Origin of the sequence: Bacillus altaicus (assembly GCF_042136375.2) — a bacterium.
Lineage (GTDB): Bacteria > Bacillota > Bacilli > Bacillales > Bacillaceae_G > Bacillus_A > Bacillus_A cereus_U.
Map to the genome: position 1 here is coordinate 2,187,865 of NZ_CM143394.1, position 26,891 is coordinate 2,214,755.

Genomic DNA, 26,891 nt, shown 5'->3' on the forward strand with positions numbered 1-26,891 from the left:
AATCGCCAATACTTAATTAAAATATAAATCGAGGGAAGAGATTGTCGATGATTCAATTGCATGTATATGAAGATGTTCTTCATTTCAAAAAGGATGTTATATCATTTTTAGAAAAGAATGAGCAGGAAAATAATTTAATATTAGGCGTATTACAAGTTGTTCAAGAACCGATATTTATGGGGGTATCGAAACAAGGAGAGGAAATTACAGTTGTATTTCTTCAAACAGAAGAGAAGATACAAATGATTGTTGCAACTTCTGAAATTTCGGAAGAGGATATAGCGGAACTTGCAAAAGAGTTAACGAAAGTATATCCGGATATTCCTGGATTGATCGGTAATAAGAAAATCGTACAGAAATTAGTGGAAGAGATTGCGGTGTTAGAAAATAAGAAAACTAATGTTGTAATGGAACAAGGTGTGTATGCATTACAACAAGTTAAGAAGAAGTGGAACGAGGAGGGGATTTTTCGAGAAATAAATAGTGATGAGCTACCATTAATAGAAAAATGGATATATCAATTTTGCGAAGACGTGAAGCTCCCAACTACGAAAGAAGAAGCGAAACAAACCGCACATACATTAATCACTAATAATCGTCTGTTTGGTCTAGAAGTGGATGGTAAACTCGTTTCTGTAGCTGCAAAAACGAGACCAACTATAAATAATATAACAGTTAATTTCGTTTATACGCCGAAAGAAGCACGAAAAAAAGGGTACGCATCTAATTGTGTGGCGGCACTCAGTCAACGTATGTTAGATGAAGGCTACAAAACAACTACACTATATACTGATCTAGCAAATCCAACATCTAATAAAATTTATCAGGAAATTGGTTATGAGAAAATTGTGGAGTCTATACTTATATTTATTGAATAGTAAAAAGGCGCGCTATGAGCGTGCCTTTTTACTATTCATCAATTCGAATAACCTCACCTTGCGGGAAATTCTCAGTTTCTAGTAAGTTACGAATAGCTTTCGCAACATATTCAGGTGACAGTAGTTTTCCTTCTTCTTTTAATGCGATGAAGCGTTCTAAGTTAATAAAGTCTTCCTTATTTGTTTCACGAATTTGTGCTTGCATATTTGTATCAACAACACCTGGTGCGAAAGCGACAGTTTTTACAGGATATTCTTTCTCCACCTCTTCAGTAGCTACGCATTGTGTAAACATATTTACACCGGCTTTCGTTGTACAGTAAGCTCCCCATCCAAAGGAAGGATTTTTTCCTGCACCAGATGAAATGTTTATAACACGTTTATCTACTTTCCAGTCTTTCGTCTGTTTCATGAAAGTAGAAGTAAGAATCATTGGTGCGATTAAATTAATTTGAACGTTCATAATCAATAGTTCACTTTCTGCTTTTTCAATGGGGTTCATTGGTGCAACCGTGCCCGCATTATTAATTAAATGAATAGATGAAACTTTGTCTTCTTCTATAGATGAAAAGACTTCGCTAAAACGAGTTTCTAAATTATGTACATCTTGAAGATCTACGGAATAGAAAATACAAGTGCTGTTTTTTTGCTCTGCGAGTTTTGTAAGCTCTTTATTCTCTCGTCTAGAAATAGAGATGATGCTCGTATTTTCTTCTAATAATTGTGCAGCAATTGCCTCACCTAAACCTTGTGAAGTTCCTGTTACGATAACGTAGCGCATAGTTTCAAAATCTCCTCTCGTATGTGCGGAATTTTGTTGGACAACGTGCATTGTATAGTTTGTCTACATTTAATAGTATAGAGCACTTTTTACTATAAATGAAATGAGATGATTGTGTGCCTTTTATGAATCGTTTTACAACAACAGTAACTGGTGCCGTCACGTTCACTGGGAATACGTTGGGACTAAGTCCTACATCACCTGCACCAAACAATAACTTCGGTACGATTGATGTGTTTACAACGGTAAATACATCGCTTCAAGTGCCTGGATTCCCAGCAGGAACAACGAATGACTGGCCATTAAATTCTTCAAATGCAATTTTGAACCTTCCAGCAGGGAGTAGTGTTTTATACGCAGAACTAGTGTGGGCTGGCACATACCGGACCGATACTGAAGATGTGACAGCATTTTTAAATGATAATATTTCATTTACAACACCAGCAGGAACATTTTCTGTTACACCAGATCCTGCAACTGCACAACAAGGCTCAGTAGGGAACCAGTTTTATTACGTACGCTCTGCTAACGTAACGAATCTTGTTAACGCAAGAGGAGCAGGAACGTATACAACGGGTGCTGTACCGGCTACAAGAACTTCTGCTGATCCAACAGTTAGTCGTTCAGCTGGTTGGACGCTTGAGGTAGTTTATCAAAATGCAAGTTTACCACTTCGGAATTTGTCAGTGTATGCAGGTCAAGAAATTATCGATGCTTCATCACCACCAGTTGATGCTACTATTTCGGGTTTTGCAACACCATCTACAGGTTCTGTTACAGGAAGAGTACTTGTAACTGCTCAAGAAGGTGATTCTAACATTGTAGGAGACCAACTTCGCTTTGGACCGAATGCGAATGCTACAGTTGCTTTATTCGGACCGAGAAATCCCGCAAATAATTTCTTTCAGTCACAAATCTGTAATGACAGTGGGAATTTAGATACAACTGGCACCTTTGGGGATTTGAATCAGCCGTTAGGGATAGCTTTAGCCGTCCGAAGACAAGGATGGGATATTACGAATGTAGATGCTTCGTCATCATTAGTAAATAATCAAACGTCAGCGACTGTTCGCTTCGTTACAAATGGAGATGGATATGCTGCAGCTGGTTTTGGTGTTCAAATAGATGCGACGGGGCCAATTATAAATCCTGTTAAATCGGTTGATAAAACAGTTGCAGCAGTAGGAGACACCTTAACTTATACGATTACAGTTCCGAATACAGGGACGGGAAGTGCGGATAACGTTGTATTACAAGACAGTATTCCGAATGGAACGACCTTTATTGCTGGTAGTGTCACAGTAGGTGGGGTAACCCAGCCGAGTGCAAATCCAGCCAGTGGAATTAATTTAGGGACAATACCTAATAATGCTCAAAGAATCGTTACATTTCAAGTGAGAGTAACGTCATTCCCGAATCCGAATCCAATTTCAAATCGTGCGATGGTGTCATACCAATTCCGTCCGTTTGTTGGAAGTCCTCCTATCACAAGTACAGCTTCTTCAAATACAGTACAGACGACGGTAAATCGCGCAAATGTAAGTTTGCAAAAATCTGTAGATCTACAGACGGCAACAATTAATGATGTATTAACGTACACGATTAATGTTACAAATAATGGTAATATTGCTGCAAACAATGTTATTTTTGTTGATAGTATACCTGCTGGAACAACGTTTGTATCAAATAGTGTTACGGTAAATGGAGTAGCGCGTCCAGGAGCGAATCCAGCAAGTAGTATTAATCTTGGAAGTATTAATGCTTCGCAAACGACTGTAGTGCGCTTTCAAGTTCGAGTAACATCTAATCCTCTTGTAAATCCAATTCCGAACCGTGCAAGTGTAACATTTAACTTTACTCCAGTGCCTGGCCAACAACCAATTTCAGGTCAAGCGACAAGTAATACTGTATTTACTACTATTAATATAGCTGATATAAGAACGAGAAAAACAGTGGATAGAGCTTTTGCGACAGTTAATGACGTTCTTACGTACACCGTTACAATTGAGAATATCGGAAATGTACTTGCGACGAATGTTATTTTTCAAGATCCAATCCCAATTGGAACGACTTTTATCCCAAATAGTGTGACAGTAGATGGTGTTTCACAACCTGGGGCAAATCCTGCGACTGGATTTACAGTAGCGAATATATCTCCCGGCGGAAGTAGGACAGTGACTTTTCAAGTACGAGTCACATCTACGCCGTCAGGAGGTACGATTGCGAATCGTGGAAATGTATCCGCTAATTTCGTCGTTAAACCGAATCAACCTCCAGTAACGATTAATAGACAAACGAATACTGTTGTGACACAAGTTAATACAGGTGGTTTAAATGTAATAAAAGAAGTGAACACAACTCAAGCGGCAGTAGGAGACACTTTAATATACACAATTGCTGTCCAAAATACGGGAAATGTTCCGTTAACAAATGTGTTTTTCCAAGACACTATTTCTTCCGCTGTTTCATTTGTTGCAAATACTGTAACGATTAATGGAGTACCGCAAAGTGGATTGAATCCGAATACAGGATTTTCTCTTCCAAATATTCCTGCGGCTCAAACCGTTGTAGTCACATTTGACGTATTAATTGTACAGGATCCAGAAAATGAAGATATTTTAAATCAAGCAAATGTAACAGCAAGTTTTCAAGTGAATCCGAGCGAACCGCCAGTAACAATCAATGTTCCTAGTAACATTGTGAATACAACTGTACAATCAGGGAATTTTGAAGTTGTGAAAGCAGTGAATACGGATGTTGCAACGGTAGGGGATGTTTTAGTATATACAATCGAAGTCATAAATGCAGGTAGTGTACCAGCTACAAATGTATTTTTCCAAGATTCAATTCCACAAGGGACATTATTTATTGAAAACAGTGTATTTGTTAATGGTGTTTTACAAGAAGGGGCAGATCCAGAACTTGGATTCCCATTAAATAATTTGCCTACTGGCGCGAGTGTAATTGTTACGTTTGAAGTATTAATTGATGAAATTCCCCAAGGAAATAATGTCGTAAATAATGCGAATGTAACTGGAGATTTCCTGGTAAATCCAACAGAGCCACCGATTACTGTAACAGTACCAAGTAATACTGTTATGACAGTCGTGAATTCTTCAGGGTTAAATGTAATGAAAAGTGTAAGCGCTACTGAAGCAGGTGTAGGAGATACGTTAACGTATACAGTTCGTATACAAAATAGTGGAACAGTAGCAGCAACAAATGTATCATTCCTCGATCCTATTCCATCTGGAACAACGTTTGTAGCAAATAGTGTAACAATAAACGGAACACCTCAGCCAGGTTTAAACCCAACGACTGGATTTCCGCTTGCCAATATTCCAGTAGGAGGGATGGTAACAGCTGCTTTTCAGGTGACAATCACGAGTGTACCACCAAATAGAGTTCTTCCGAATAATGCAAATGTGACTGCTGATTTTCAAGTAAGTCCTTTGCAGCCACCAATTACAATTGTAACAATTAGTAATATTGTTGTGACGCGAGTGAATGTAGGATCAATTAATGTAATAAAGAGTGTAAACACACCGCAAGCAGGTGTAGGAGATACGTTAACGTATACGATTCTTATTCAAAATACAGGAACTGTTCCTGCAACAAATATTATTTTTCAAGATCCGATTCCTGTTGGAACTGCGTTTGTAGCGAATAGTGTCACGATAAATGGAGTTGTTCAGCAAGGTGCAGACCCTGTGGTAGGTTTTCCAGTTCCGAATATTCCAGTTGGGCAAACCGTTACAGTTACGTTTCAAGTTATAGTGACGAGTGTCCCGAGTGGTGGAAATATTAGAAACCAATCAAACGTTACTGCAAGTTTTCTTATAAATCCAGCTAATCCTCCAATAACGACTGTTACGAATAGCAATTTCGTCGTGACGCAAGTAAACACAGCACAGTTAAATATACAAAAATCTTCATCTGTACAACAAGCGGCACTTGGAGAAATTTACACGTATTCTGTTGTCATTAGAAATAATGGAACGGTAACAGCAACGAATGTCTCTTTCATTGATCCAATTGCTCCAGAAACAACATTTGTAGCAAATAGTGTAACGATAAATGGAACTCCTCAACCTGGATTTGATCCAAATATAGGTTTTACGCTTCCTAATATAGCTGCTGGCACATCATTGACTGTAACGTTCCAAGTAACAGTAGTTGCGCCATCCACGCGTGGAGCCGTACTAAACACGGCAGCTGCTACAGCCACTTTTTTATTAAATCCTTTACAGCCCCCTGTAACAACGACAAATTCAAGTAATACGACAGTAGTTACGATACCGTTACCTCCTCCTGGTGAAGTAACAGCAACCAAAACAGTTGACGTTGCAACTGGAGCGGTTGGGGATGTATTAACGTATACCGTGCTAATTTCAAACGTAGGAATTATACCTGTTACAGATGTGTTCTTCCAAGATGTCATACCAGAAGGAACGACATTTGTAGAAGATAGTGTAACGATAGGTGGGGTGCAGCAACTTGGTTTAAATCCAGAAATAGGATTTACAGTTACTCCATTATTAATTAATGGTGGAAGTATTGAGGTAACGTTCCGAGTGACGATTACAGAAATTCCAGATAATGAAGTCATATTAAATGATGCAGACGTTACATTTACTTCACAACCAAATCCGCAGGAACCACCGATTACGGAAACGATATTAACAAATTTAGTCGTTACGACAATTAATATAGCGTTTATTTTTCCGTTAAAACTAGTAGATAAAGAAGTAGCGACTGTAGGAGAAATTTTAACGTATGATGTATTGATTTTTAATTTTGGAACAGTGGCAGCGACGAATGTTCAATTTATAGATACTACTTCCGCGGGTGTAGCATTTGTACCAGGAAGTGTGAGCATAAACGGGGTACCAGCACCAGGATTAGATCCTTTTATCGGTTTTACAGTTCCAGATATACCTGTAGATGATTTTGTACTTGTCACATATCAAGAGATGGTAACGAGCATACCAGAAGGTGGAACAGTTGTTAACTTTGTAGATGTTACGGCTACATTTGCTGTAAGTGAAACAGAGCCGCCTATTACTGAAACAACGACAAGTAACACGACATTAACCGAAATAAATGAACCTGGTTTGAATGTTTTAAAATCAGTAAGTGAGCCAATTGTTGCAGTAGGCGATACAATCACATATACGACAGTAGTTCAAAATACAGGGACAGTGACAGCGACGAATATTCAATATAGTGATGTATTACCTTCCTCTATAGCATTCGTGCCGAATAGTGTAACGATAGGTGGTGTGATACAACCTGGGTTCAATCCTAATAATGGATTCCCACTTCCAGATATAAATTCAGGGGGAAGTGTAGAAGTCACATTCCAAGTAACCGTTGTTAGTGTTCCATCAAACGGAACAATTGCCAATACGGCAAATGTTACTGGAAGCTTTATATTAGTACCAGGAGAACCACCAGTTATAGTAAATCAGCCAAGTAACACAACGCTCACAACTGTAAATAGAGGACGCTTTAATGTTATTAAACAAGTCAATAGAGCTGCTACCTTAGTTGGAGATGTATTAACGTATACAGTGCAAATAACGAATACAGGAACAGTAACGGCTAACGATGTTCAGTTTGTTGATACGATTTCAGCAGGAGCGTCATTTGTACCCAATAGTGTAACGGTAAATGGAGTTTCGCAACCAAACTTAAATCCGATTACTGGATTTGGAGTTGGAGATATACTCGTTGGTGAAACCGTTATAGTGACGTTTCAAGCGACAGTTACAACCATCCCGTCATCAGGAACAATTACGAACGTTGCAAATATAACAGGAAGCTTTACTTTAGTGCCAGGAGAGCCACCAGTTATAGTAACTGAACCGAGTAATACGACAATAACAAGGGTAAATAGAGGTAGATTTAATGTTATTAAATCAGTAAATAAACAAGCAACACGATTAGGAGATACGTTAACTTATAGTGTGCAAGTTACGAATACAGGAACGGTACTGGCGACGAATGTTCAGTTTATCGATGTTCCATCCGCTAGTTTAGAATTTGTTCCTGGAAGTGTACAGATAAATGGGATTCCACAAGTAGGTTTAGATCCTTTCGTAGGCTTTTCATTACCAGATCTTGCGGTAGGAGATAGCGTATTAATTACATTTGAAGTAAATGTAATCGCAATTCTGCCTTCTAGTAGCATTATGAATACAGCGAGAATAACTGGTGATTTCGAATTGATTCCAGGAGAACCTCCGTTTACAATTACGAATTCAAGTAATACGACAGTCACACCAGTAAATAGAGGCAGTTTAGATATGCTGAAAGAAGTAGACAATTCAATTGTTGGAGTAGGAGATACGGTAACATACAGTGTTCGCATATTAAATACTGGCACGGCTGATGCAAGGAATGTTCAATTTATCGATGTTTTATCTCCGGAAGCTGTTTTTGTACCAAATAGTGTAACGGTGAATGGAGTAGCGCGTCCAGGAGTGAATCCACAGGTTGGATTTACGATACTGGACATTCCAGTCGGTGAGACGGCGATTGTAACATATGAAGCTACGATTACAAGTTTTCCAGATGGTGGTACAATAGTGAACGTTGCTGGGGCATCGGCAGAATATATTTTAGTACCAGGAGAGCCGCCAGTTACAGTGATGGACACGAGTAATACAGTTATTGTAACGGTAAATACTGCAATCTTATTTGTTGCAAAAGGAGCAAACTTTGAAGTAGCGATGGTAGGAGATGTTGTCACTTACGGAATTGCTGTTATAAATGATAGTACAGTACCTGTGACGAATATTGTTTTAACGGATATTATTGATCCTAATACGTTATTTATAAATGGAACGGTAACGGTAAATGATGTACCTCTTCCATTTGCAAATCCGAATGCTGGTATCCCATTAGGTGATTTTCAGCCGAGTGATGCGGCAATTATTAATTTCCAAGTTGTAATAACAGGAGGGCAAATAAATAATTTAGTCACAAATACTGCTACAGTGAATGGACTCGCAACTGTAAATCCGAACCAGCCGCCTGTATTAGTTGAAAGTGATAGCAATACAGTCGTTATCCCGTTTATTACGCCAAATGTCTCAACGACAGTTGTAAAAAGAGCGGATCTTCAAACAGCAACGATAGGAGATGTTATTACGTTTACGACAGTTATAACAAATACAGGGGATACAACGATACAAAATATTCGTTTTCAAGATATGTTAGATAGTAGTGTTCGATTTATACCTGAAAGTGTGACGGTTGATAGTTCGCCAGTGCAAAATGTAAGTCCTGCAATAGGATTCATTATAGGTAATTTAAATCCTGGTGAAGCACGCACCGTTTCATTTCAAGTAGCAGTCGAGCAAGCACCAATTGGTTCAGGTAATTATATTAATACCGCAAATATTCGTTTTGAATATCAAATAGGTACAGTGTTACCACCTGTTACACAAATAATAGAAAGTAACATGGTTGTTATTCCATTCGTTCCAACGATAGAACAAATTTGCGCAACAAACTTTAATTGTTTAGAAAAATTTCCTTTTAAATGTTCTCCATGTAATCACTTTCGGATAAATAAAAAATAAATACCAAAAGAGCATCCTGCAAGAAAGAATAGGATGCTCTTTTTATGTTTATCTCACTATTTACGGGCAGTAAGATTTCCACCCAAAAATGCGGCTGTAAAGAAAAGAAGTTAGGTGGGAGTCGGGATGTCCGTAAAAGCTAAATTGGTGTGAGCTAATAATCAGTGGGGGATGGACCCCTGCTGATTAAAGTTTCACTTTATTGTTCATGAAGATTCTTTTTCGGGAGGATCAAAAAATCATTGATCTTGTTGGACAGTAGATAATGAACAAAATTTACCTATTTTTAATTTCGTTTCATCATTCCACGAAAAAATAGTAGAGCCTACTTTACTATAAGTATAATCACCAATATCATATTGGGCGTATTCAGGTTTTTGATTTAAACATAACATGATTATTTAGCATTCTTTCTCAAGTAAGTAATGGATATGGAACATTATATGCAAGGGGGAAGGAAGATGAATATCCCTGTATGAAACACAAATATACAAGTTCTTGTGAAGGAAGAAAATAGTATAATAACTTATTCATGTTAAACTAACGACAGGGAGTGGGAAATATGAGACATAAAATGGGACTATATAATGAACCTTTTCAATCTATTTATTCGGGTGAAAAAGTATTTGAAGTTAGATTGTATGATAAAAAGCGTCAACAAGTAAAATATGGTGATGAAATTGTATTTACCAACCTTACGACGGCAGAAACAATTATTGTAAAGGTAACAGAGATAAAGCGATACGAGAGTTTTAAAGAGATGTACAAACAAATTGATAAAAAATTATTTGATTGTGAAGAACTTAATATAGAAGAAATGTTAGAAAGTACATACGAAATCTATACGAAAGAACAAGAAAAAGAGTGGAGAACAGTTGCGATTGGTGTTGAGGTAATAAAGTGAGAAGAAATCGCGGTGCAGCTATTATTGTACAGGACGGTAAAATCGCTCTTATAAAACGTGTTCGAGAAGGTGAGTTGTATTTTGTTTTTCCAGGCGGGGGGATTGAAGAAGGAGAAACACCTGAAGAAGCAACGAAGCGAGAGGTTTATCCCGCATTAACGGGCAGTAAGACCCCCACCTCAAAATTCAGTTGGAGCAAAGAAGTTAGGTGGGAGATCAACTGCCCGTAAACGCCCGATTGGTTCAACTAATAATCAGTGGGGGATGAACAAAACTCCCACTGATTAAAGTTTCACTTTATGAAGAATTAGGGGTACATATACAAGTGGAGCATCTGATTGCAAAGGTGGAGTATAAAGGTACGGAGTATTATTATAATGCCCATATTACAGACGGAGTTTTCGGAAGTGGTAAAGGCGAGGAGTTCGAGTTGAAAGATAGAGGAAGTTATATTCCTTTATGGATGCCGATAAATGATTTGCTAAATGTAAATATAAAACCGTATGATGTGGCAAAAAATGTATTCGATTATTATAGGGAATAAGGTCTGACAACATACAAAAAAAACCATTGACATAGCCTTCTGATTTAAGTATTGTATTCGAGTATGTTTATAATCAGGAGGTTTATATGAGCAATCAAACTACTACACATCATGTGAAAATGACAACAGCAGATCCATCTGGAATCGGTCTATTTGGATTAGCGATGGTAACACTTGTAGCATCATCTCAAAAGTTAGGCTTAACAGATGGCGTTTCACTTGTATTACCATGGGCAATCTTTTTAGGAGGATTTGCACAAATCTTTGCAAGCATTCACGATGCAAAGCATAATAATACGTTCGGTACAACAGCATTTGGTGCGTACGGCCTATTTTGGTTAGGTGTTGGAATGACTTGGTTAATTCAACTTGGAGTATTTGGCGAAAAATTAGCCCAAACTGCAGATTCAAAACAGCTTGGTGTAGCCTTTATCGGATACTTGATTTTCACGATCTTTATGACAATTGGTGCAATGGAAACACATAAAGTATTATTTATGATTTTCGTCCTTATTGATTTCTTATTTATCGGTCTTTCATTAAGTACTTTAGGTGTTATGCCGCACGCAATGCATAATTTAGCAGCGTATTCTGAACTATGTATTTCATTATTATCTTTCTATGGTTCAGCAGCAGCTGTGTTAAATACACACTTCGAAAAAGTTGTATTACCAGTTGGAAAACCATTTGGTATTTTTAAAAAGTAATAAAAAAGAACGGATGATTGTATAGTCATCTGTTCTTTTTTTATGGAATTAAATAAAATAACAAAAAATATAATTGAAATTGATTCTCATTATTAATATAATGAGAATGAGAATCATTTATTGTAAGAGGGGGATGTTAAAGTGGCAAAAATTTTAATAGCGTATGCAAGTATGTCAGGAAATACAGAGAGTATTGCTGATTTAATTAAAGTAAGTTTAGATGCCTTTGATCATGAAGTAGTATTGCAAGAGATGGAAGGTATGGATGCTGAAGAATTATTAGCTTATGATGGAATCATTTTAGGATCTTATACGTGGGGTGATGGTGAATTACCATTTGAAGCGGAAGATTTCCATGATGAGTTAGAAAATATAGATTTAACGGGTAAAAAAGTGGCTGTTTTTGGATCAGGTGATACGGCGTATGAACTGTTTTGTGAAGCGGTAACGATATTTGAAGAACGTCTTGTAAAATGCGGGGCAGAACTTGTACAAGAAGGATTGAAAATTGAATTAGCTCCAGAAGATAAAGAAGACGTTGAAAAATGCAGTGATTTTGCAATTGCTTTTGCCGAGAAGTTCTAGGAATGGGAGTGTCAACGTGGAAACAATGTTAAGTGCAACTGCTATTACAAAGTTAAGAGATGGAAAGCTTTTGTTAGCTACTACATATAATGGTTTATTCATTGAAAAAGATGGAGAATGGAAACAGGTTTTAACTGGTTTCCAAAAACGAATTCGAGATTTACATAGTGAAGGTAACGTAGTTTACGGAGTAGGAGACGAAGGAGTTTTTATTCGTAGTATGAATGGTGGAGCAACGTGGACGATCCAGCGCTTTCCAACGAAAGCAACGAGCTGGAATGTATGTAGTAATGAGAATGGAACAGTAATTGCTCATGGAGATAAAACATTGTATCATTCTAATAATTTTGGTTCCACATGGGAGACTATTCAGCCATTTCTTAATTACGGTAGTGAGGCACCATCTATTCGATCATTATTTTTATATAAACATTACTTATTTATCGGTACGAAAATACATACTAAATATGGTGGTGTTTGGCTTTTTGATTTAGAGACACGTAAATTAAAAAGGATTAAAATAGCGATGAATCAGATGATTTCTGCGTTGACTATACAAAATTCCTATTTAGTAGCGGCAAGTGGATCGTGCAAGGGAATTAGCGGAAATATTTCTTTTTGCAAAATAGATGAGAGTATCGAAAGTGATAAAATAGGTTGGCATACATGTCAAAGTGAACAAAAGGCGAGTAGTTATTTAGATTTAAGTGTGGATCAACATGTGTTATATACAACGTCAACGCAAAATAAGGCGGGAATTAGTACCGTTTGCCGTGTGCTTCTTGAAGAAGGAATTGTTACAGTATGTGATTCGGTTAAAGGGCATGGTTGGCGCATTGTTAATGAAAAAGAAGGCTATGTTGTAGCTGGATCAGGTGAATTAAAAGAGATGAAATGGAAGAAAAAAGCTGTATAGCTTAAAAAAACTTTACTTTTATTATATTGATATGATATAGTTACTTTAAACCATTTTACTTTTAATAATATAGAGATTTAAATGAGCTGTAACTTCCGAGGAGGATAGCAATATTAAATCTCCTCAGGGGTTGCAGTTTTTTAATATATGATGTATTATTGTAAAGTGGTTGAAAATTAATATGTACATATAGGTACATTGTAGGAGGATTTTTTAAATGCAAAACGGTAAAGTAAAATGGTTTAACGCAGAAAAAGGTTTCGGTTTCATCGAGGTTGAAGGCGGAGAAGACGTATTCGTTCATTTCTCAGCTATCCAAGGCGACGGCTTCAAATCTTTAGAAGAAGGTCAAGAAGTTACTTTCGAAGTAGAACAAGGTAACCGTGGACCTCAAGCTACAAACGTAAACAAGAAGTAATTATGAAAAAAGAAGGGCTTGCCCTTCTTTTTTTTGCGTTTTTATTGAAGGTCCTCCTATTTATATGTGATAATAAGACTGAATTTTCGATTTATATTCAAATGTATAAACTGCATGTATAAATAGATACTGAAAATAAAGTGAAGCTGTTAATTAGGCTTTTCATATTAATAGGAATTAGAAAGAGGTATACAAATTGAAAAAGGCTACACATTTCATTGTGTTTGATATTGAAAGGAATTTTAGGCCGTATAAATCAGAAGATCCGTCAGAAATAGTTGATATTGGAGCTGTAAAAATAGATGTGAGTACAATGAAGGTTATTGGAGAATTTTCAGAGTTAGTAAAACCAAGTGCCCCATTAACTCGTCATACAACAAAATTAACTGGAATTACAAAGAAAGATTTAATTGGTGTAGAGAAATTCCCTCAAATTATAGAGAAATTTAATCAGTTCATCGGAGAAGATTCTATATTTATTTCATGGGGAAAAGAAGATTATCGTTTTCTATCTCACGATTGTACATTACACGGTGTAGAATGCCCATGTATGGACAAAGAGAGCAGATTTGATGTGCAAAAATTTGTTTTCCAGGCATATGAAGAATTATTTGAGCATACACCAAGTTTACAATTTGCAGTGGAGCAGCTCGGTTTAACATGGGAAGGTAGGCAGCACCGTGCTTTCGCAGATGCTGAGAATACAGCAAATATCTTTCTGAAAGTATATGGTGAGAGAGATATTAACAAGCGATACAAGAGACATGGTGAGCTTGAACTTGTAAAGAACGGAAAACTAACAGAAAAAGCGAAAAAAAGGATGCGAAAATGGGTGTTTAAAGAACTGAGAAAAAATACAGAGCGTCCTTTTGTATGGAGTGCATTTGAAAGTAGTGACACGTGGGAAAGTATAACGGAAAGATATTATATAAGTGAATCAGCAGTAGAACTTCTGAAAAAACACTTTCCTACTGCGGTGAGAAAGGCGGAGCGGCAGCTTAGGTATTTGGCTGAGATGAAGAAGGTGCAGGAAGAGGGAAAGGTAACGTAAATGTATTAAGGTAGCTAAGGCTAGTCCTTGTTATGAGGAGAATTTATTAGTGCGCAATGTAAAAACTCCTATTCCATTTATAGATATAGGAGTTTTTTAGTATTTACTTTTTAAGTGAGTTGATCATTCCTTATACTCTCGAATAAACTCACTTACATTATCTGAAAGAAGAAAATGTAAAGACGCCGTGATAGTAGATATATCCCAGTCCCACCAGGGAATTTGTTGAAGTTCTTCAATCACTTCTGGTGAGAAACGATACCGAACCAACTTTGCTGGATTACCTGCTACTATTCCATATGGTGGGATATCTCGTGTTACAACGCTTCTTGCGCCAATAACAGCTCCGTTTCCGACTTTGACTCCAGACATAATCATAGCGCCACTGCCTATCCAAACGTCATGACCAATGATTACATCTCTCTTAGTTTTCGGATGACCGCTAAACCCCGCACCCTCGGGAACTATCACATTAAATGGATAGGTACTAATCCAATCTGTTCTGTGTTCGCCACCTAAAAAGACTGTTACATGGTCGGCTATGGAACAGAACTTACCTAATTTAAGCGAAGCCCCTTCCCCCCAAGTACGAACATTAAGGTCACCATATGACCAAGCTCCTATTTCATACGAAGCAAGCTTTGGATTTTGATTTAAGAACACAACCCTGCACCTCCCAAATAGATATAGCATCTTATGTATATTGTTTTAGAGGGGAGGAAAGTAGTTAATGGTAAAATTAAATCTATAAAAAGAAGAAAGTGGTCAGTAATGTGAAATGTCATAAAATAAGTGGTTTTAGTATCCATATCCTTTTAGTGACCACAAAATAGACACGTAAATGTGACCAAAATAAAAGAGCGCTTGTTAACAGCGCTCAGTTAAAAATAGTTATATGGAAGCATTTATTCAGTGATAGAACCGAAAATTTAAGTACTGTATCGTCACACGTGTAGACACATAATTGTTATTTTAGTTGCCTTTTTACATTATTCTATTCGATTTCTCCTGAACCATAACTATACTGCTGCTTCTTCTCAATCCGCTCAATCACATCTTGCAGTTCATCTGGCTTCAGAAACTCAATTGGAGAGAAGCCTTTCTCAAACGTAAGTGTGTCTGCTTCAATCATTAATACATATCGGTCGTTTACCTTTGCAATATGTATTAGGTCTCCGAAATCAGCAAGCAACGCCTTCACAGAGATATGATCTGCTTTTAGCTTTAATTCTACTTCAGGGGCGTGCTCGACGATTTGAGCAGTAGCTTCCATTACTTCTTCTGTTGAAAACTGTTCCATAATTTCACGTTTTGGACTGGCAGCCCATACTTCCATCGCTTGGTCGAACTGTTCGCGTTCTTCTGTACCTTCTTCAAATACATCTTCAATTTGGTCGTATACCATGTCCATTACTTGTGTTTTCATAATTTCAGGCATAGAGCGCTCGTATTCGACGAATTTTAAGAAGTCTTCAAAGTAGCGGGCGTGTGATGCTTGGTGTATTTTTAGTTCGCCAGGCTCCACCATACCTTCTTCAGGCATGTATGGGTATTGGATAGATTTCATATTCTTTGTTGTGATGGCCATTTCAACGTTACGAATAAGTGTTGATTCATCAGAAATGGAAGCAACCTTTGGTTCGAAGTCACATTTCATTACGAATACGAATGGATCATCAAAGTATTTGCGTAGTTTTGCTTGAGCGATTAAAAATACACCACCACGTACAGCGCTTGTGTCAAGGTATGTATAAACGAGAGGTTCGCTCATGTCTTTGAAGTTTTCTTTTGTTTCTGCAAAACGAATACGATTAAATAAGTTGTAATGAGGGTTTGAATCGAGTTCGTGCCCTTCTTCTACAATAAAGCGACCAATCTTTGTTGGGGCTTGTTCTGTTTTTGCGTGACGTTCTACTTTTCGCTTTGAAATTTTTAATAATTCACCATTCAAAAATTCTTTTAAAGAGCTATCTTCATACTCTTCAGCGTCTAATGTTTGAAAATGTTTATAGCGTTTATCAACTGCTTCACCTTTACCTTCTACTTGTACTACATAAAAGGAAAGAAAATTTATTTCAAAATCCATATTTATCACCTTGTTTCATTTCATTAACTCTTATCAGTATAGAGATGGAAAAAACTTTCGTCAATTTATATAAGGAAGGGGGAGTCCCTTCCTTATATATTTGTTATTTTCGAAATTAAAATCCGTCTTCTAATGCTGAAAATGGAATGTTTAGTCTATTTTCTACTGTACGTAAACGCTGATTTAAGCGGTTTAATCTACGCGTATGACGCTCAACTGTGTTTTCTAGTTGACGTACTCTTTGCTCAAGCTCATTTACTCGTCTTTCTAGTTGACGGTTTCCAGTGCCAGGGAAAGAGATTGGAAGTTGAAATTGGCGATTTGGATCATATGGATTAATTTGCTCTGCTTGATCTATATATTGTTGGTATTGTGCTTGTAAATCATACTGAGGTTGGTAACCATATTGGTTATATGGATCATAAGGATTGTAGGGATACATAAAAACTCCTCCATTTCTTAAAGGTGGGTTGAATTCATCATAATGTATGTGTGAAAGCGGAGTAGTGGCACGGCAAATACCTATATACGCTGAAGTGAATGATTGTTTTTACCTATAAAAGCTCGGTTTAAGTTGTTTAATAAGGATCACATATGAGAAATCGGTATTACGGTTTTTGAAATATGCAGGTGAGTAGAGAGGTGAAATGAAGGAGTTTTACATTTGTATTTCATCTGTTTAATGGTATATACTGGATAGAGATAGGTTACATAAAAGTTACAATCTTATCAAACTCGAAAATTTATATAAATATGTATAGACATTTACAAAAGAAAAGAGTAATTTAAATAGAGTAAAAAACAACTTGTAACATTTTCTAAATATATTGTAAAATGATTGTAACAAAACATACATAAAAATGAAATAATGTTGGGGAAAAGGAGAGAGTATATTGTTCCGAAAAATAAAGGGTATATTAGTAGGGGTGCTATGTGTAGCTGTAGTAAGTGGTTGTGGTACAAAAGTAAGTGATGTGGCATTAGTAAGTGATTTTGGTGGGAACGTTGTAGAGGCTAAGGCTGATGTACAGGATTCAATTAGCTTAGTGGATGGGCGTACTGGTACTGAAGTGAAAAAAATAGACTTATCGAGTTTAGGTTATTTTGAAGATGAGGCGAAATTCAAAAAATCGGTAACGAAGGTTGCAGGTGAAGTCGGGAAAAGCGTTGATAAAAAGATGGTCCCTTCACGTATAGCGCCTGATGGATCATGGCAAGAAGGAAAGCCTTCTTATGAATTAATGGAAAAAGAATTAGTAGACAAATTATTAAATGTAGGTATGTGGGATTCTTCTTATCAGTTACCAATTGTTGAGAAAAAGCCTACCGCAACATTAAGTGATGCGCAAGGAAGTGGCACGGTAATTGGTAGATATGAAACGAATTTAGGTGGCTCAGCAGGTGGCCGTATTGAAAATATTCGTTTGTCAGCAGCGAGCATAAATGGGGTTGTATTAGCAAAAGGAGACAGTTTCTCTTTTAATGCATTAATCGGTGATACAACGCCAGATAAAGGATATCAATTAGGTAAAGAAATTGTAGATGGTAAATTAGTAGATGGTTATGGTGGTGGCGTTTGTCAAACATCATCAACTCTATACAATGCAGCAGATCAAGCTGGTTTAAAAATGGTAGAGAGAACTACACATTCTAAAACAGTCGGTTATGTCCCGCAGGGAAGAGATGCTACAATTGCGTATCCATATTTAGACTTAGTATTTGAAAACACGAATGATGCTCCTGTTAAGCTTTATATGGGTATACAAGGTGGAAAGTTAGTTGCTGAAGTACATAAGATGAAATAAATATGTAGTTAAAGGATAATAAAGTAAAAGATTTATAGTTTCTATAATTGAAGCCATCTCTTCTGAATTTTAGAGGAGATGGCTTTTTATGTACAGTTTATTAAGAATAGTAAATGGATGTATTACTAGTATGTCCGAAAAAGAGCGGGATTTAATTCTTAGTTTTCCTATTGACATTGTTTTAATTTGGCTGTATTCTTCATAATAACAACTAAATAAATGGAAAAATTTATTAGTTTTCTTATCAAGAGAGATGGAGGGACTGGCCCGGTGAAATCTCAGCAACAGGCTAAAAAAGCACTGTGCTAATTCCAGCAAACGTAAAAGGCGTTTGGAAGATGAAGGGAAATGGATTAACATTCAACTCTTCTTATATGTGTAAGAAGAGTTTTTTGTTTAGAGAGGGGGGATAGGGTGAAATTTGATGTAACGTATTTTTTAGAAAGTTTTCCGCAATTATTTAAATATGTATACATAACTTTAGGGATTACTGTTGTTTCAATGATTATTTCTTTCGTTATAGGAGTGGGCTTGGCGATCATTACAAAAAATAAAACGAAATTTTTATATCCAATTGTCAGGGTGTATATTTCTTTCTTTAGAGGAACGCCATTATTAGTTCAATTGTTTGTGTTGTATTTCGGATTGCCGCAAATTTTCCCAACTTTTACAGTGCTTACAGCTATGCAAGCAACTTTAATTGGCCTCAGTTTAAATAATGCTGCTTATTTGTCAGAAATCATTCGAGGTTCATTAAATGCTGTAGAAACTGGGCAAATGGATGCTTGTTTATCAGTTGGAATGACAAAAGCACAAGCGATGCGACAAATTATCTTTCCGCAGGCTATTCGTGTAGCAGTGCCGTCACTTGGAAATAATTTTGTTGGATTGTTAAAAGAATCTTCGTTATCTTTTGCACTTGGAGTGGCTGAAATATTAGCACAAGCGAAAATGCTAGCTGCGCAATCGTATCGTTATATGGAAAGTTATTTAGCGGTAGCGATTGTGTATTGGATTATTACAATCGTAATTAACTGGGGACAGAAAAAGTTGGAGAAGAAACTTGATGCACCGTATTTATAAGAGAAATGAGGTGATATATGTGATTGAGCTAAAAGATTTGTATAAATCTTACAAACATAATGAAGTGCTGAAAGGAATCTCACTTACTGTCAAAAAAGGGGAAGTGGTAGTAATTATTGGACCTTCTGGTTCAGGGAAATCGACATTACTACGATGTTTAAATTTATTAGAACAACCGGATGATGGCAGTATTAGAATTGAAGATTTAGAGATTCATACGAAAAAACTTTATCAAAAAGAAATAATAAAATTACGCAAAAAAACAGCAATGGTTTTTCAAAATTATAATTTATTTAAAAATAAAACAGCATTGCAAAATATTACAACGCCATTAACGGTTGTGCAGAAAAAGAGTGACGAAGAGGCAAAGAGAATAGCGAGAGAAATATTAAAACAAGTAGGCTTAGCTGATAAAGAAAAATTTTATCCGACAATGTTATCAGGGGGGCAACAGCAAAGGATAGGGATTGCTAGGGCAATGGCTTTAAATCCAGCTGTATTATTGTTTGATGAACCGACTTCAGCGCTTGATCCAGAATTAGTTAATGAGGTATTGCTAGTTATTAAGGATTTGGCAAGACAGCATATAACGATGGTTATTGTTACACATGAAATGCATTTTGCAAAAGAGGTGGCGGATCGCATTATATTTATGGCTGATGGAATTATCGTAGAGCAGGGAAAACCAGAAGAGATTTTCCAAAACCCACAAAATGAACGTACGAAAAAGTTTTTAAGGCAATTAAATGCTTCTGAAGAAGGCAATCATTTCGTTATTTAGGAGGAAGAGTTATGAGAAAATCGTCATTATTACTAACATTAGCATTAACACTATCAGTGGGGGCTTTGTCTGCATGTGGTTCTAATGCAGCAAGTAAAAAGACAGATGAAAAAGTAGTGAAAGTTGGGACTTCTGCAGGTCGTAGCCCATTTATATTTAAAGAGGGTGAGAAAGTAAAAGGTTTTGATGCTGAAATTATTGAAGCGGCTGCTAAAAAAGCTGGATATAAAGTAGAATGGAATGTTTCTGATTTTGAAGGATTATTCGGTTTATTAGATTCAGGCCGTATTGATACGATTGCAAATGAACTATCCGTTTCTCCGGAAAGAAAAAAGAAATATGATTTTTCGATCCCATATGTGTATTCAGGTTCTGTTTTTGCGGTGAAGAAAAATAATAATACAATTAAATCGCTAGAGGATCTAAAAGGAAAGACTGTAGGTGTTGGACTTGGTACAGCAGGAGAGCAAGAGTTAAAAGCTTTAAATAAAAATAATGCTTTTACGATTAAAACGTACTCAGAGGATCCGACAGCGGAATTGAATGAAGTAGGATTTGGACGCGTCGATGCTTATTATAATGATAAAGTTCAAGTGGAAACAACAATAACAAAGGCGAAACTAGATAATGTCAAAGTTGGATTTGGTCCACTTGAATGGGGAGAGATTGCATTTCCATTTGCAAAAAAGAGTGAAAAGTTAGAAGATATAAATAAAGCGTTAAAAGAATTAGAACAAGATGGAACATTAAGCGATATATCGAAAAAGTGGCTAAAAGTTGATGCTACAAAAAAACAAAATTAAGGTGTATTCGTTGAATAGGCCTATTGCCTATCAACTTACATAAAAAACTAAAGGGAACTGGAGAGGAAGTTATTCATGGTACAAATTCATCCGAAAACACATATTGGTCATGTGGAATTTAAAGTTAAAGATTTAGGGCGTCAAATTGCTTTTTATGAGAATGTAGTAGGATTAGAAGTAATTAAACAAGAGGAGAATAAAGCACACTTAGCTGGAAAGGGTGGCAAGAATACGTTACTTGTTCTTGAGCAGTTGGAAGATGCAGCGCTGCAAGAACAGCGCACGACGGGTATATATCACGTTGCCTTTTTGGTTCCGACTCGTGAGGCTTTTGCTTCGGCATTATTTGGTGTGCTTCGTAATAAGAACGTAATAGATAGTCCAGCTGAGCAAGAAGGGCGTTATACATATTCAAATGAAATTTTACCAATTTCAAGGTTTAATAGCGCAAGTGATCATACGTATAGTGAAGCATTTTATTTACAAGATTTAGAGGGGAACGGTATCGAGATTTATGCGGATCGTCCTCGAGATCAGTGGGGAGAAGGGCCAGGAGGAAGTACGCCACTTGATTTAAAAGAACTAGCAACGCTCGTTGATTATGAGGTTGATGGTTTACCTGCTGACACCGTCATTGGACACGTACATTTACGAATAGCTGATGTGGAGAAGTCACATGAGTTTTATGTAGATACAGTAGGTTTTGAAGTACAACAGCGTGAAGATGATTGCTTATTTATTTCGGCAGGAGGCTATCATCACCATATTGGTGCGAATACGTGGAATGGGGTAAATAACCCACATCCACCAGCACATGCAACGGGACTAAAAGTGTATACGATAGTACTACCGCATAAAGAAGCGTTAGATGAAGTGAAAGAAAGATTAATAGAAAAACAACATGAAATAAATGAAATTTCAAATGGATTTAATGTAGTAGACCCAAGTGGTATTACAGTGCAGTTTGAAATAGAAGCACTATAAAGTGAAACTTTAATCGGTGGGGGTTTTGTTCATCCCCCACTGATTATTAGCCTTCACCAATCGGGCGTTTATGGGCAGTTAATCTCCCACCTAACTTCTTTGTTCCAGCTGAATTTTGAGGTGGGAGTTGTACTGCCCGGCGAATAGCGGGATAAAACAAGCCAGAAAGTGTGTAATCACTTTCTGGCTTGTTTTTGATTATTTAGAGCTCAATCCAATACCTTCTCACAACATTACCATCTTCTTCAGTGAAATCTTCATCACGGAGACCGCCGTTATGTAAAATCGTTTTCTCTGAAGCTGTATTCACTTCATCGCAAACGACAAGTGCTTTCGTAATGCTTAATTCCTTCGTTTTCTCTAATGACAACTCGAGTAGCTTCGTAGCATATCCTTTTCTTCTTTCAGAAGGGCGAATGCCATAACCGATATGGCCGCCAGCATTAAATAAATGCTCCGTCAAACTATGACGGATATTAACTGCTCCCAAAATTTTATTTTCATTTGTAACGAGCCAATAAGTCGAATCTGGTACCCATGTTTTAGGTATATTTATTCCGTTATGTGCATCGTGTAATTCTTGAATCATTGCCGTGAAATTAGAAGGAACTTTTGAGATAACCCACGGAACCATCGTTTCACCGCTATCTGTCCATTCGTTATAAAAATCTAAGTATTCTTCTTGTAAATCGGTAGTAGGTGTAATTAAAGATACATTCATTGTTTGTAAGCTCCTTTTATTTATGTTTTATTTCAACAAAATTTCAGTATAAAAAGCAAGTGATTTATAACTTTCTCAACCTCATTTCATATGCCATTTTCAGCTGAAAGTAAGTTACACGTTGAACTTTGAAGATTTTCGTATGAAAAGTAGGTTGTTTTATTTATGTTAATATTTAAAATATTAACATAAATTAATTGAGATATTAAATGTATTTTAATAAAATGCTTTTATTTTGATGGATAGATGCATGTGATAATTTTTTGTTTATCTATCTAGAACGAATGAAAGGGTGAAGTGCCCGTGAGCTTACATGTTAATCTTATTATACGAATCGGATTTGCTGGTTTATTAGGAGCAATGATCGGTATTGAAAGAGAAATTCGTTCAAAGGAGGAAAGAGTAATCTATGAAGTAGGAATACAACTAAAAAATATATTAGAAAAAGAAAAAATACCATCATTCAACATATACAACCGTTACCGGAAGTTACGTTTATAAAGCTACAATCACAATAGTGAAAAAGAGGGATAAAAAATAGTGTAAATTTCGCTATTTTTTATCATTTTTTGACATAAATCGCACAGGAAGTCAATAATGAAATTTTCTTTGAATAGCTAATTTTGTAAGCGTTTTCTATATCTTTCTCAATACATAATAAATAGTCAGAATAGTAAAATAACGATGTGAGACATTAAAAAAATGTAAGGTAGGGGAGAACATGAAAGGTTATTCAAAAAAAGTGTTAGTAGGGGTAAGTTTTGCTAGTTTAATGTTAAGTAGTTTTCCAGGGAACATATTGGCGGAGGATACTAAGGGAGAGCAAGTTTCTTATCGGAATGTGCTCAAAATGGAGCCGGTTGGTGTACAGTTGCCAATGCAAGAGTTAGCACACTCATCTAAAGTGTTAGAAAGCAAGTCTTTTGAGAAAAGGCTACAATTAGCAGATTTATCACAAAGACCGCCTGAAGTAAAAAAGGAAAGTAAGCAATTAGCTGTAGCGAAAACTTATACAATTGCTGAATTAAATCAATTAAGCAATCAACAATTAGTAGATTTACTTGTAACAATCGATTGGGAGCAAATTACGGGGCTATTTCAGTTTAATAAGGACAGTCTTGCATTCTATCAAGATGATAGTAGGATGCAGGCAATTATTGATAAATTGAAGCAGCAAGGACAGGCTTATACGCAAGAAGATTCAAAAGGGATTGAGACATTAGTGGAAGTTTTGCGATCAGGGTTTTATTTAGGGTTTTATAATACAGAATTAAGTAAACTAAATGAACGTAGCTATCATGACAAGTGCTTACCTGCATTAAAAACGATTGCGAACAATCCAAATTTCAAACTCGGTACGTTAGAACAAAATAAAGTTGTATCATCATATGGGAAATTAATAGGAAATGCTTCGAGTGATGTGGAAACGGTAACATCGGCTGCAAAGATTTTTAAGCAATATAATGATAATTTTTCTACATTGGTAGATAATCTTTCAGTTGGAAATGCGATTTACGATATTATGCAAGGTGTTGATTACGATATTCAATCGTATTTGTACGATACGAGAAAAGCACCGAAAGATACAGTATGGTACCAAAAAATAGATAGCTATATTAATGAATTAAGTAGATTCGCGTTAATGGGAACGATTACAGAGAAAAACGGATGGCTTATTAATAATGGCATTTATTATACAGGTAGACTTGGCACATTCCATAGTACAGGGACAAAAGGATTACAAGTTGTAACAGATGCGATGAAAATCTATCCTTATTTAGGTGAGCAATATTTCGTAGCAGCTGAGCAAATTACGACGAATTATGGCGGGAAAGATGCAAACGGTAACGTTGTTAATTTAGATCAAATACGAGAAGATGGGAAGAAAAAGTATTTGCCGAAAACGTATACGTTTGATGATGGTGCAATTGTTTTAAAAGCGGGAGATAAAGTGACTGAGGAGAAAGTTAAACGTTTATATTGGGCAGCAAAAGAAGTGAAGGCACAATTCCATCGTACGGTTGAAAGTGACCAACCGTTAGAAAAAGGAAATCCAGATGATGTATTAACGATGGTTATTTATAATAGCCCGGCTGAATATCAATTTAATCGTCAATTGTACGGGTATGAAACGAATAACGGCGGTCTTTATATAGAAGGAACAGGTACGTTCTTTACTTATGAACGTACGCCAGAAGAAAGTATTTATAGTTTAGAAGAATTGTTCCGACATGAATTCACGCATTATTTACAAGGTAGATATGAAGTGCCAGGACTTTGGGGACAAGGTAAGATGTATGAGAATGAGAGATTATCTTGGTTTGAAGAAGGGAATGCTGAGTTTTTTGCAGGTGCAACGAGAACGGACAACGTCGTTCCAAGAAAGAGTATTATAGGAGGACTATCTTCGAATCCAGCAGAACGTTATACCGCAGAGCGAACGTTAAATGCAAAGTATGGAACGTGGGATTTCTATAATTATTCCTTTGCTTTACAATCGTATATGTACAATAAGAGATACGATATGTTTGATAAAGTTCATGATCTTATTAGGAAAAATGATGTAACAGCATATGATGCATATCGCTCTGCTTTAAGTAAAGATGCGAATTTAAATAAAGAGTATCAAGACTATATGCAAATGTTAGTAGACAACCGTGAGAAATATAATGTTCCGTTAGTGTCAGATGATTATTTAGCAACTCATGCACCGAAACCAGTTTCAGATATTGCCGCAGAAATTACAGCGGAAGCAAAATTAAGTAATGTATCAGTAAAGAAAAATAAATCACAATTCTTTAATACATTTACACTGCAAGGGACATATACAGGAACTTCTGCAAAAGGAGAATATGAAGACTGGAAAACAATTACGAAAAATGTAAATAATACGTTAAAACGTTTAAGTGCAAAAGAATGGACAGGCTATAAAACAGTAACAGCTTACTTCGTGAATTACCGTGTAAATGCATCAGGGCAATTTGAATATGATGTTGTGTTCCACGTTATTAATACAGAAGAAGGTGCTGTGAATAAAGCGCCGGTCGCGGTTATAAATGGTCCGTATAGCGGACATACGAATGAAGCAATCTCGTTTAAAAGCGATGGATCAAAAGATGAAGATGGGAAAATTATTTCTTATAAATGGGAGCTTGGTGATGGTACTGTAAGTAATGAACAAAACCCAACTCACGTTTATACAAAAGAAGGAACGTATACGGCGAAATTAACAGTAACAGACGATAAAGGATTAACTAATACTGCTACAACAAGTGTAACGGTTCAAAAGAAAGAAGGTAACAGTGTAGAAAAAGAGCCAAATAATTCATTCCAAACGGCAAATAAACTGCAGTTAAATCAAGTTTTACGTGCAAGTTTAGGAAACGGGGATACAAGTGATTTCTTTGAAATAAATGTAGAAACTGCGAAAAACCTTCAAATTAATGTAACGAAGGAAAATAATATCGGAGTAAACTGGGTTCTTTATTCAGAAGCAGATTTAAATAATTATGTTACGTATGCACAGCAACAAGGAAATAAATTAGTAGGTAGTTACTATACGTATCCAGGGAAGTACTATTTACATGTATACCAGTATGGTGGTGGAACAGGGAATTATACGGTAGAAGTGAAGTGAAAAAAAGGGTCGCCATTCATGGCGACCCTTTTTTGTTATGCGTTATACCCGAATAATTTTAGATCTTCTCCTGAGTCTGAAATTGTTTTTTCGAATCGCAATCCTACTTTTTCTAACAGCGTGCCTGAAGCAGCATTATCTATAGAAGTAATTGCTACAATTCGTTTCAGTCCGAGCTTTTGTACACCGTATTCGATTACTGCAGCAGCTGATTCATAGCCGTACCCTTTTGAACGGAATTTTTCTAAAAAAGCAAAGCCGATATCAACATCTTCTAATGAATCTCTTTTAATAAGGCCGCACATACCAAGTGGAGTGAGATCTTCTTTTCGTTCAACTAAGTAAAGACCAAAGCCCATTTTATTGTACATATCGACGGGTCCGTTTAAGATGTATTTTTTTGCATCTTCTAAGTTTTTAATGCCTTTATCACCAATAAATTGAATCCATGCAGGATCATTTACTAATTCAAGAATAAACGGAGCATCTTTTACATCGAGCCAGCGAAGAGTGAGTCTTTCAGTTTCAAGAACTATCAATCTAATGCACCCCCTTTAAAAGTTATAACAATTAGTATGGATTGTGCGAAATAAAAGTGCAAGTTATTTTAATTGAGAG

The 26,891-nt window shown here is 36.4% G+C and carries 20 protein-coding genes, 3 pseudogenes and 1 riboswitch; of the genes and pseudogenes, 16 read left to right on the forward strand and 7 right to left on the reverse strand.

Annotated elements, in window-relative coordinates; genetic code table 11:
* Positions 1–41: 41 nt before the first annotated feature.
* Entirely contained in the window at positions 42–878 is an 837-nt protein-coding gene (locus tag ACE38F_RS11475) for a GNAT family N-acetyltransferase (RefSeq protein WP_375370859.1), read from the forward strand.
* Between the two features lie 31 nt (positions 879–909).
* Here ACE38F_RS11475 and ACE38F_RS11480 read toward each other — a convergent pair whose 3' ends face one another.
* Positions 910–1,659: a (S)-benzoin forming benzil reductase gene (locus ACE38F_RS11480; RefSeq protein ID WP_375370858.1), complete on the reverse strand. Its 750-nt coding sequence runs from the start codon at positions 1,657–1,659 to the stop codon at positions 910–912.
* Positions 1,660–1,775: 116 nt separating this feature from the next.
* Between ACE38F_RS11480 and ACE38F_RS11485 the strand changes: the two genes are divergently transcribed.
* Positions 1,776–9,248: a DUF7507 domain-containing protein gene (locus tag ACE38F_RS11485; protein WP_375370857.1), complete on the forward strand. Its 7,473-nt coding sequence runs from the start codon at positions 1,776–1,778 to the stop codon at positions 9,246–9,248.
* Positions 9,249–9,511: 263 nt separating this feature from the next.
* Here the strand turns inward: ACE38F_RS11485 and ACE38F_RS11490 are convergent.
* A pseudogene (locus ACE38F_RS11490) lies at positions 9,512–9,643 on the reverse strand (CatB-related O-acetyltransferase); the annotation flags it as partial.
* Positions 9,644–9,810: 167 nt separating this feature from the next.
* On the opposite strand from ACE38F_RS11490, the gene ACE38F_RS11495 reads away from it, so the two are divergent.
* The 7 genes and pseudogenes from ACE38F_RS11495 to ACE38F_RS11525 all read left to right on the forward strand — a co-directional run bounded on the left by ACE38F_RS11495 (position 9,811) and on the right by ACE38F_RS11525 (position 14,373).
* Positions 9,811–10,152 carry an ASCH domain-containing protein gene (locus ACE38F_RS11495; protein ID WP_375370856.1) on the forward strand — a complete coding sequence of 114 codons (342 nt, stop codon included), beginning with the start codon at positions 9,811–9,813 and terminating at the stop codon, positions 10,150–10,152.
* Positions 10,149–10,696: pseudogene (locus ACE38F_RS11500) on the forward strand (NUDIX domain-containing protein). The gene ACE38F_RS11495 and the pseudogene ACE38F_RS11500 overlap by 4 nt, the downstream one beginning before the upstream one ends.
* 86 nt (positions 10,697–10,782) lie before the next feature.
* Complete coding sequence (locus tag ACE38F_RS11505) at positions 10,783–11,403, forward strand: acetate uptake transporter (RefSeq protein WP_088079053.1); 621 nt, start codon at positions 10,783–10,785, stop codon at positions 11,401–11,403.
* Positions 11,404–11,544: 141 nt separating this feature from the next.
* On the forward strand, positions 11,545–11,988 hold the full coding sequence (locus ACE38F_RS11510) for a flavodoxin (protein WP_001062757.1): 444 nt from the start codon (positions 11,545–11,547) through the stop codon (positions 11,986–11,988).
* A gap of 16 nt (positions 11,989–12,004) precedes the next feature.
* Positions 12,005–12,904 (forward strand): WD40/YVTN/BNR-like repeat-containing protein, encoded by a 900-nt coding sequence (locus ACE38F_RS11515; protein ID WP_215553767.1) that lies wholly within the window; start codon positions 12,005–12,007, stop codon positions 12,902–12,904.
* A gap of 217 nt (positions 12,905–13,121) precedes the next feature.
* Positions 13,122–13,322, forward strand: a complete 201-nt coding sequence (gene cspB, locus ACE38F_RS11520) for a cold shock-like protein CspB (protein WP_001179147.1) — start codon at positions 13,122–13,124, stop codon at positions 13,320–13,322.
* A gap of 196 nt (positions 13,323–13,518) precedes the next feature.
* Positions 13,519–14,373 (forward strand): exonuclease, encoded by an 855-nt coding sequence (locus ACE38F_RS11525; protein ID WP_215553766.1) that lies wholly within the window; start codon positions 13,519–13,521, stop codon positions 14,371–14,373.
* Positions 14,374–14,496: 123 nt separating this feature from the next.
* Here ACE38F_RS11525 and ACE38F_RS11530 read toward each other — a convergent pair whose 3' ends face one another.
* The 3 genes from ACE38F_RS11530 to ACE38F_RS11540 form a co-directional block, all read right to left on the reverse strand.
* On the reverse strand, positions 14,497–15,036 hold the full coding sequence (locus ACE38F_RS11530) for a CatB-related O-acetyltransferase (protein ID WP_375370855.1): 540 nt from the start codon (positions 15,034–15,036) through the stop codon (positions 14,497–14,499).
* A gap of 331 nt (positions 15,037–15,367) precedes the next feature.
* Positions 15,368–16,459 carry a DUF3900 domain-containing protein gene (locus ACE38F_RS11535; RefSeq protein ID WP_375370854.1) on the reverse strand — a complete coding sequence of 364 codons (1,092 nt, stop codon included), beginning with the start codon at positions 16,457–16,459 and terminating at the stop codon, positions 15,368–15,370.
* 115 nt (positions 16,460–16,574) lie between these two features.
* On the reverse strand, positions 16,575–16,901 hold the full coding sequence (locus ACE38F_RS11540) for a hypothetical protein (protein ID WP_088079051.1): 327 nt from the start codon (positions 16,899–16,901) through the stop codon (positions 16,575–16,577).
* 451 nt (positions 16,902–17,352) lie between these two features.
* Between ACE38F_RS11540 and ACE38F_RS11545 the strand changes: the two genes are divergently transcribed.
* The 5 genes from ACE38F_RS11545 (at position 17,353) to ACE38F_RS11565 (ending at position 21,915) form a co-directional block, all read left to right on the forward strand.
* Positions 17,353–18,264: a VanW family protein gene (locus ACE38F_RS11545; protein WP_002111070.1), complete on the forward strand. Its 912-nt coding sequence runs from the start codon at positions 17,353–17,355 to the stop codon at positions 18,262–18,264.
* A gap of 238 nt (positions 18,265–18,502) precedes the next feature.
* Positions 18,503–18,609, forward strand: a riboswitch (SAM riboswitch).
* A 69-nt stretch (positions 18,610–18,678) separates the two neighbouring features.
* Positions 18,679–19,347: an amino acid ABC transporter permease gene (locus ACE38F_RS11550; protein ID WP_375370853.1), complete on the forward strand. Its 669-nt coding sequence runs from the start codon at positions 18,679–18,681 to the stop codon at positions 19,345–19,347.
* 19 nt (positions 19,348–19,366) lie between these two features.
* Positions 19,367–20,128, forward strand: coding sequence for an amino acid ABC transporter ATP-binding protein (locus ACE38F_RS11555; RefSeq protein WP_375370852.1), 762 nt, complete (start codon positions 19,367–19,369; stop codon positions 20,126–20,128).
* An 11-nt stretch (positions 20,129–20,139) separates the two neighbouring features.
* The gene (locus ACE38F_RS11560; RefSeq protein ID WP_002066495.1) at positions 20,140–20,931 is read left to right on the forward strand and encodes an amino acid ABC transporter substrate-binding protein; all 792 of its coding nucleotides are present in this window, start codon (positions 20,140–20,142) and stop codon (positions 20,929–20,931) included.
* 75 nt (positions 20,932–21,006) lie between these two features.
* Positions 21,007–21,915, forward strand: coding sequence for a VOC family protein (locus tag ACE38F_RS11565; RefSeq protein WP_375370851.1), 909 nt, complete (start codon positions 21,007–21,009; stop codon positions 21,913–21,915).
* 202 nt (positions 21,916–22,117) lie between these two features.
* Here the strand turns inward: ACE38F_RS11565 and ACE38F_RS11570 are convergent, their stop codons facing one another.
* Positions 22,118–22,636 (reverse strand): GNAT family N-acetyltransferase, encoded by a 519-nt coding sequence (locus ACE38F_RS11570; RefSeq protein WP_375370850.1) that lies wholly within the window; start codon positions 22,634–22,636, stop codon positions 22,118–22,120.
* Between the two features lie 303 nt (positions 22,637–22,939).
* On the opposite strand from ACE38F_RS11570, the pseudogene ACE38F_RS11575 reads away from it, so the two are divergent.
* Together ACE38F_RS11575 and colA are read left to right on the forward strand one after the other, a co-directional pair.
* Positions 22,940–23,032: pseudogene (locus ACE38F_RS11575) on the forward strand (MgtC/SapB family protein); the annotation flags it as partial.
* A 325-nt stretch (positions 23,033–23,357) separates the two neighbouring features.
* Complete coding sequence (gene colA, locus ACE38F_RS11580) at positions 23,358–26,273, forward strand: collagenase ColA (protein WP_375370849.1); 2,916 nt, start codon at positions 23,358–23,360, stop codon at positions 26,271–26,273.
* Positions 26,274–26,308: 35 nt separating this feature from the next.
* On the opposite strand, the gene ACE38F_RS11585 is transcribed toward colA, so the two are convergent.
* Positions 26,309–26,812: a GNAT family N-acetyltransferase gene (locus ACE38F_RS11585; protein ID WP_375370848.1), complete on the reverse strand. Its 504-nt coding sequence runs from the start codon at positions 26,810–26,812 to the stop codon at positions 26,309–26,311.
* Positions 26,813–26,891 lie beyond the last annotated feature (79 nt).

What these genes read in the sequence shown, in the direction of transcription:
- ACE38F_RS11505 (WP_088079053.1), top strand. Translation starts at nt 10,783, where the DNA reads ATGAGCAATCAAACTACTACACATCATGTGAAAATGACAACAGCAGAT.
- ACE38F_RS11480 (WP_375370858.1), bottom strand. Translation starts at nt 1,659, where the DNA reads ATGCGCTACGTTATCGTAACAGGAACTTCACAAGGTTTAGGTGAGGCA.
- cspB (WP_001179147.1), top strand. Translation starts at nt 13,122, where the DNA reads ATGCAAAACGGTAAAGTAAAATGGTTTAACGCAGAAAAAGGTTTCGGT.
- ACE38F_RS11560 (WP_002066495.1), top strand. Translation starts at nt 20,140, where the DNA reads ATGAGAAAATCGTCATTATTACTAACATTAGCATTAACACTATCAGTG.
- ACE38F_RS11535 (WP_375370854.1), bottom strand. Translation starts at nt 16,459, where the DNA reads ATGGATTTTGAAATAAATTTTCTTTCCTTTTATGTAGTACAAGTAGAA.
- ACE38F_RS11565 (WP_375370851.1), top strand. Translation starts at nt 21,007, where the DNA reads ATGGTACAAATTCATCCGAAAACACATATTGGTCATGTGGAATTTAAA.
- colA (WP_375370849.1), top strand. Translation starts at nt 23,358, where the DNA reads ATGAAAGGTTATTCAAAAAAAGTGTTAGTAGGGGTAAGTTTTGCTAGT.
- ACE38F_RS11495 (WP_375370856.1), top strand. Translation starts at nt 9,811, where the DNA reads ATGAGACATAAAATGGGACTATATAATGAACCTTTTCAATCTATTTAT.
- ACE38F_RS11540 (WP_088079051.1), bottom strand. Translation starts at nt 16,901, where the DNA reads ATGTATCCCTACAATCCTTATGATCCATATAACCAATATGGTTACCAA.
- ACE38F_RS11570 (WP_375370850.1), bottom strand. Translation starts at nt 22,636, where the DNA reads ATGAATGTATCTTTAATTACACCTACTACCGATTTACAAGAAGAATAC.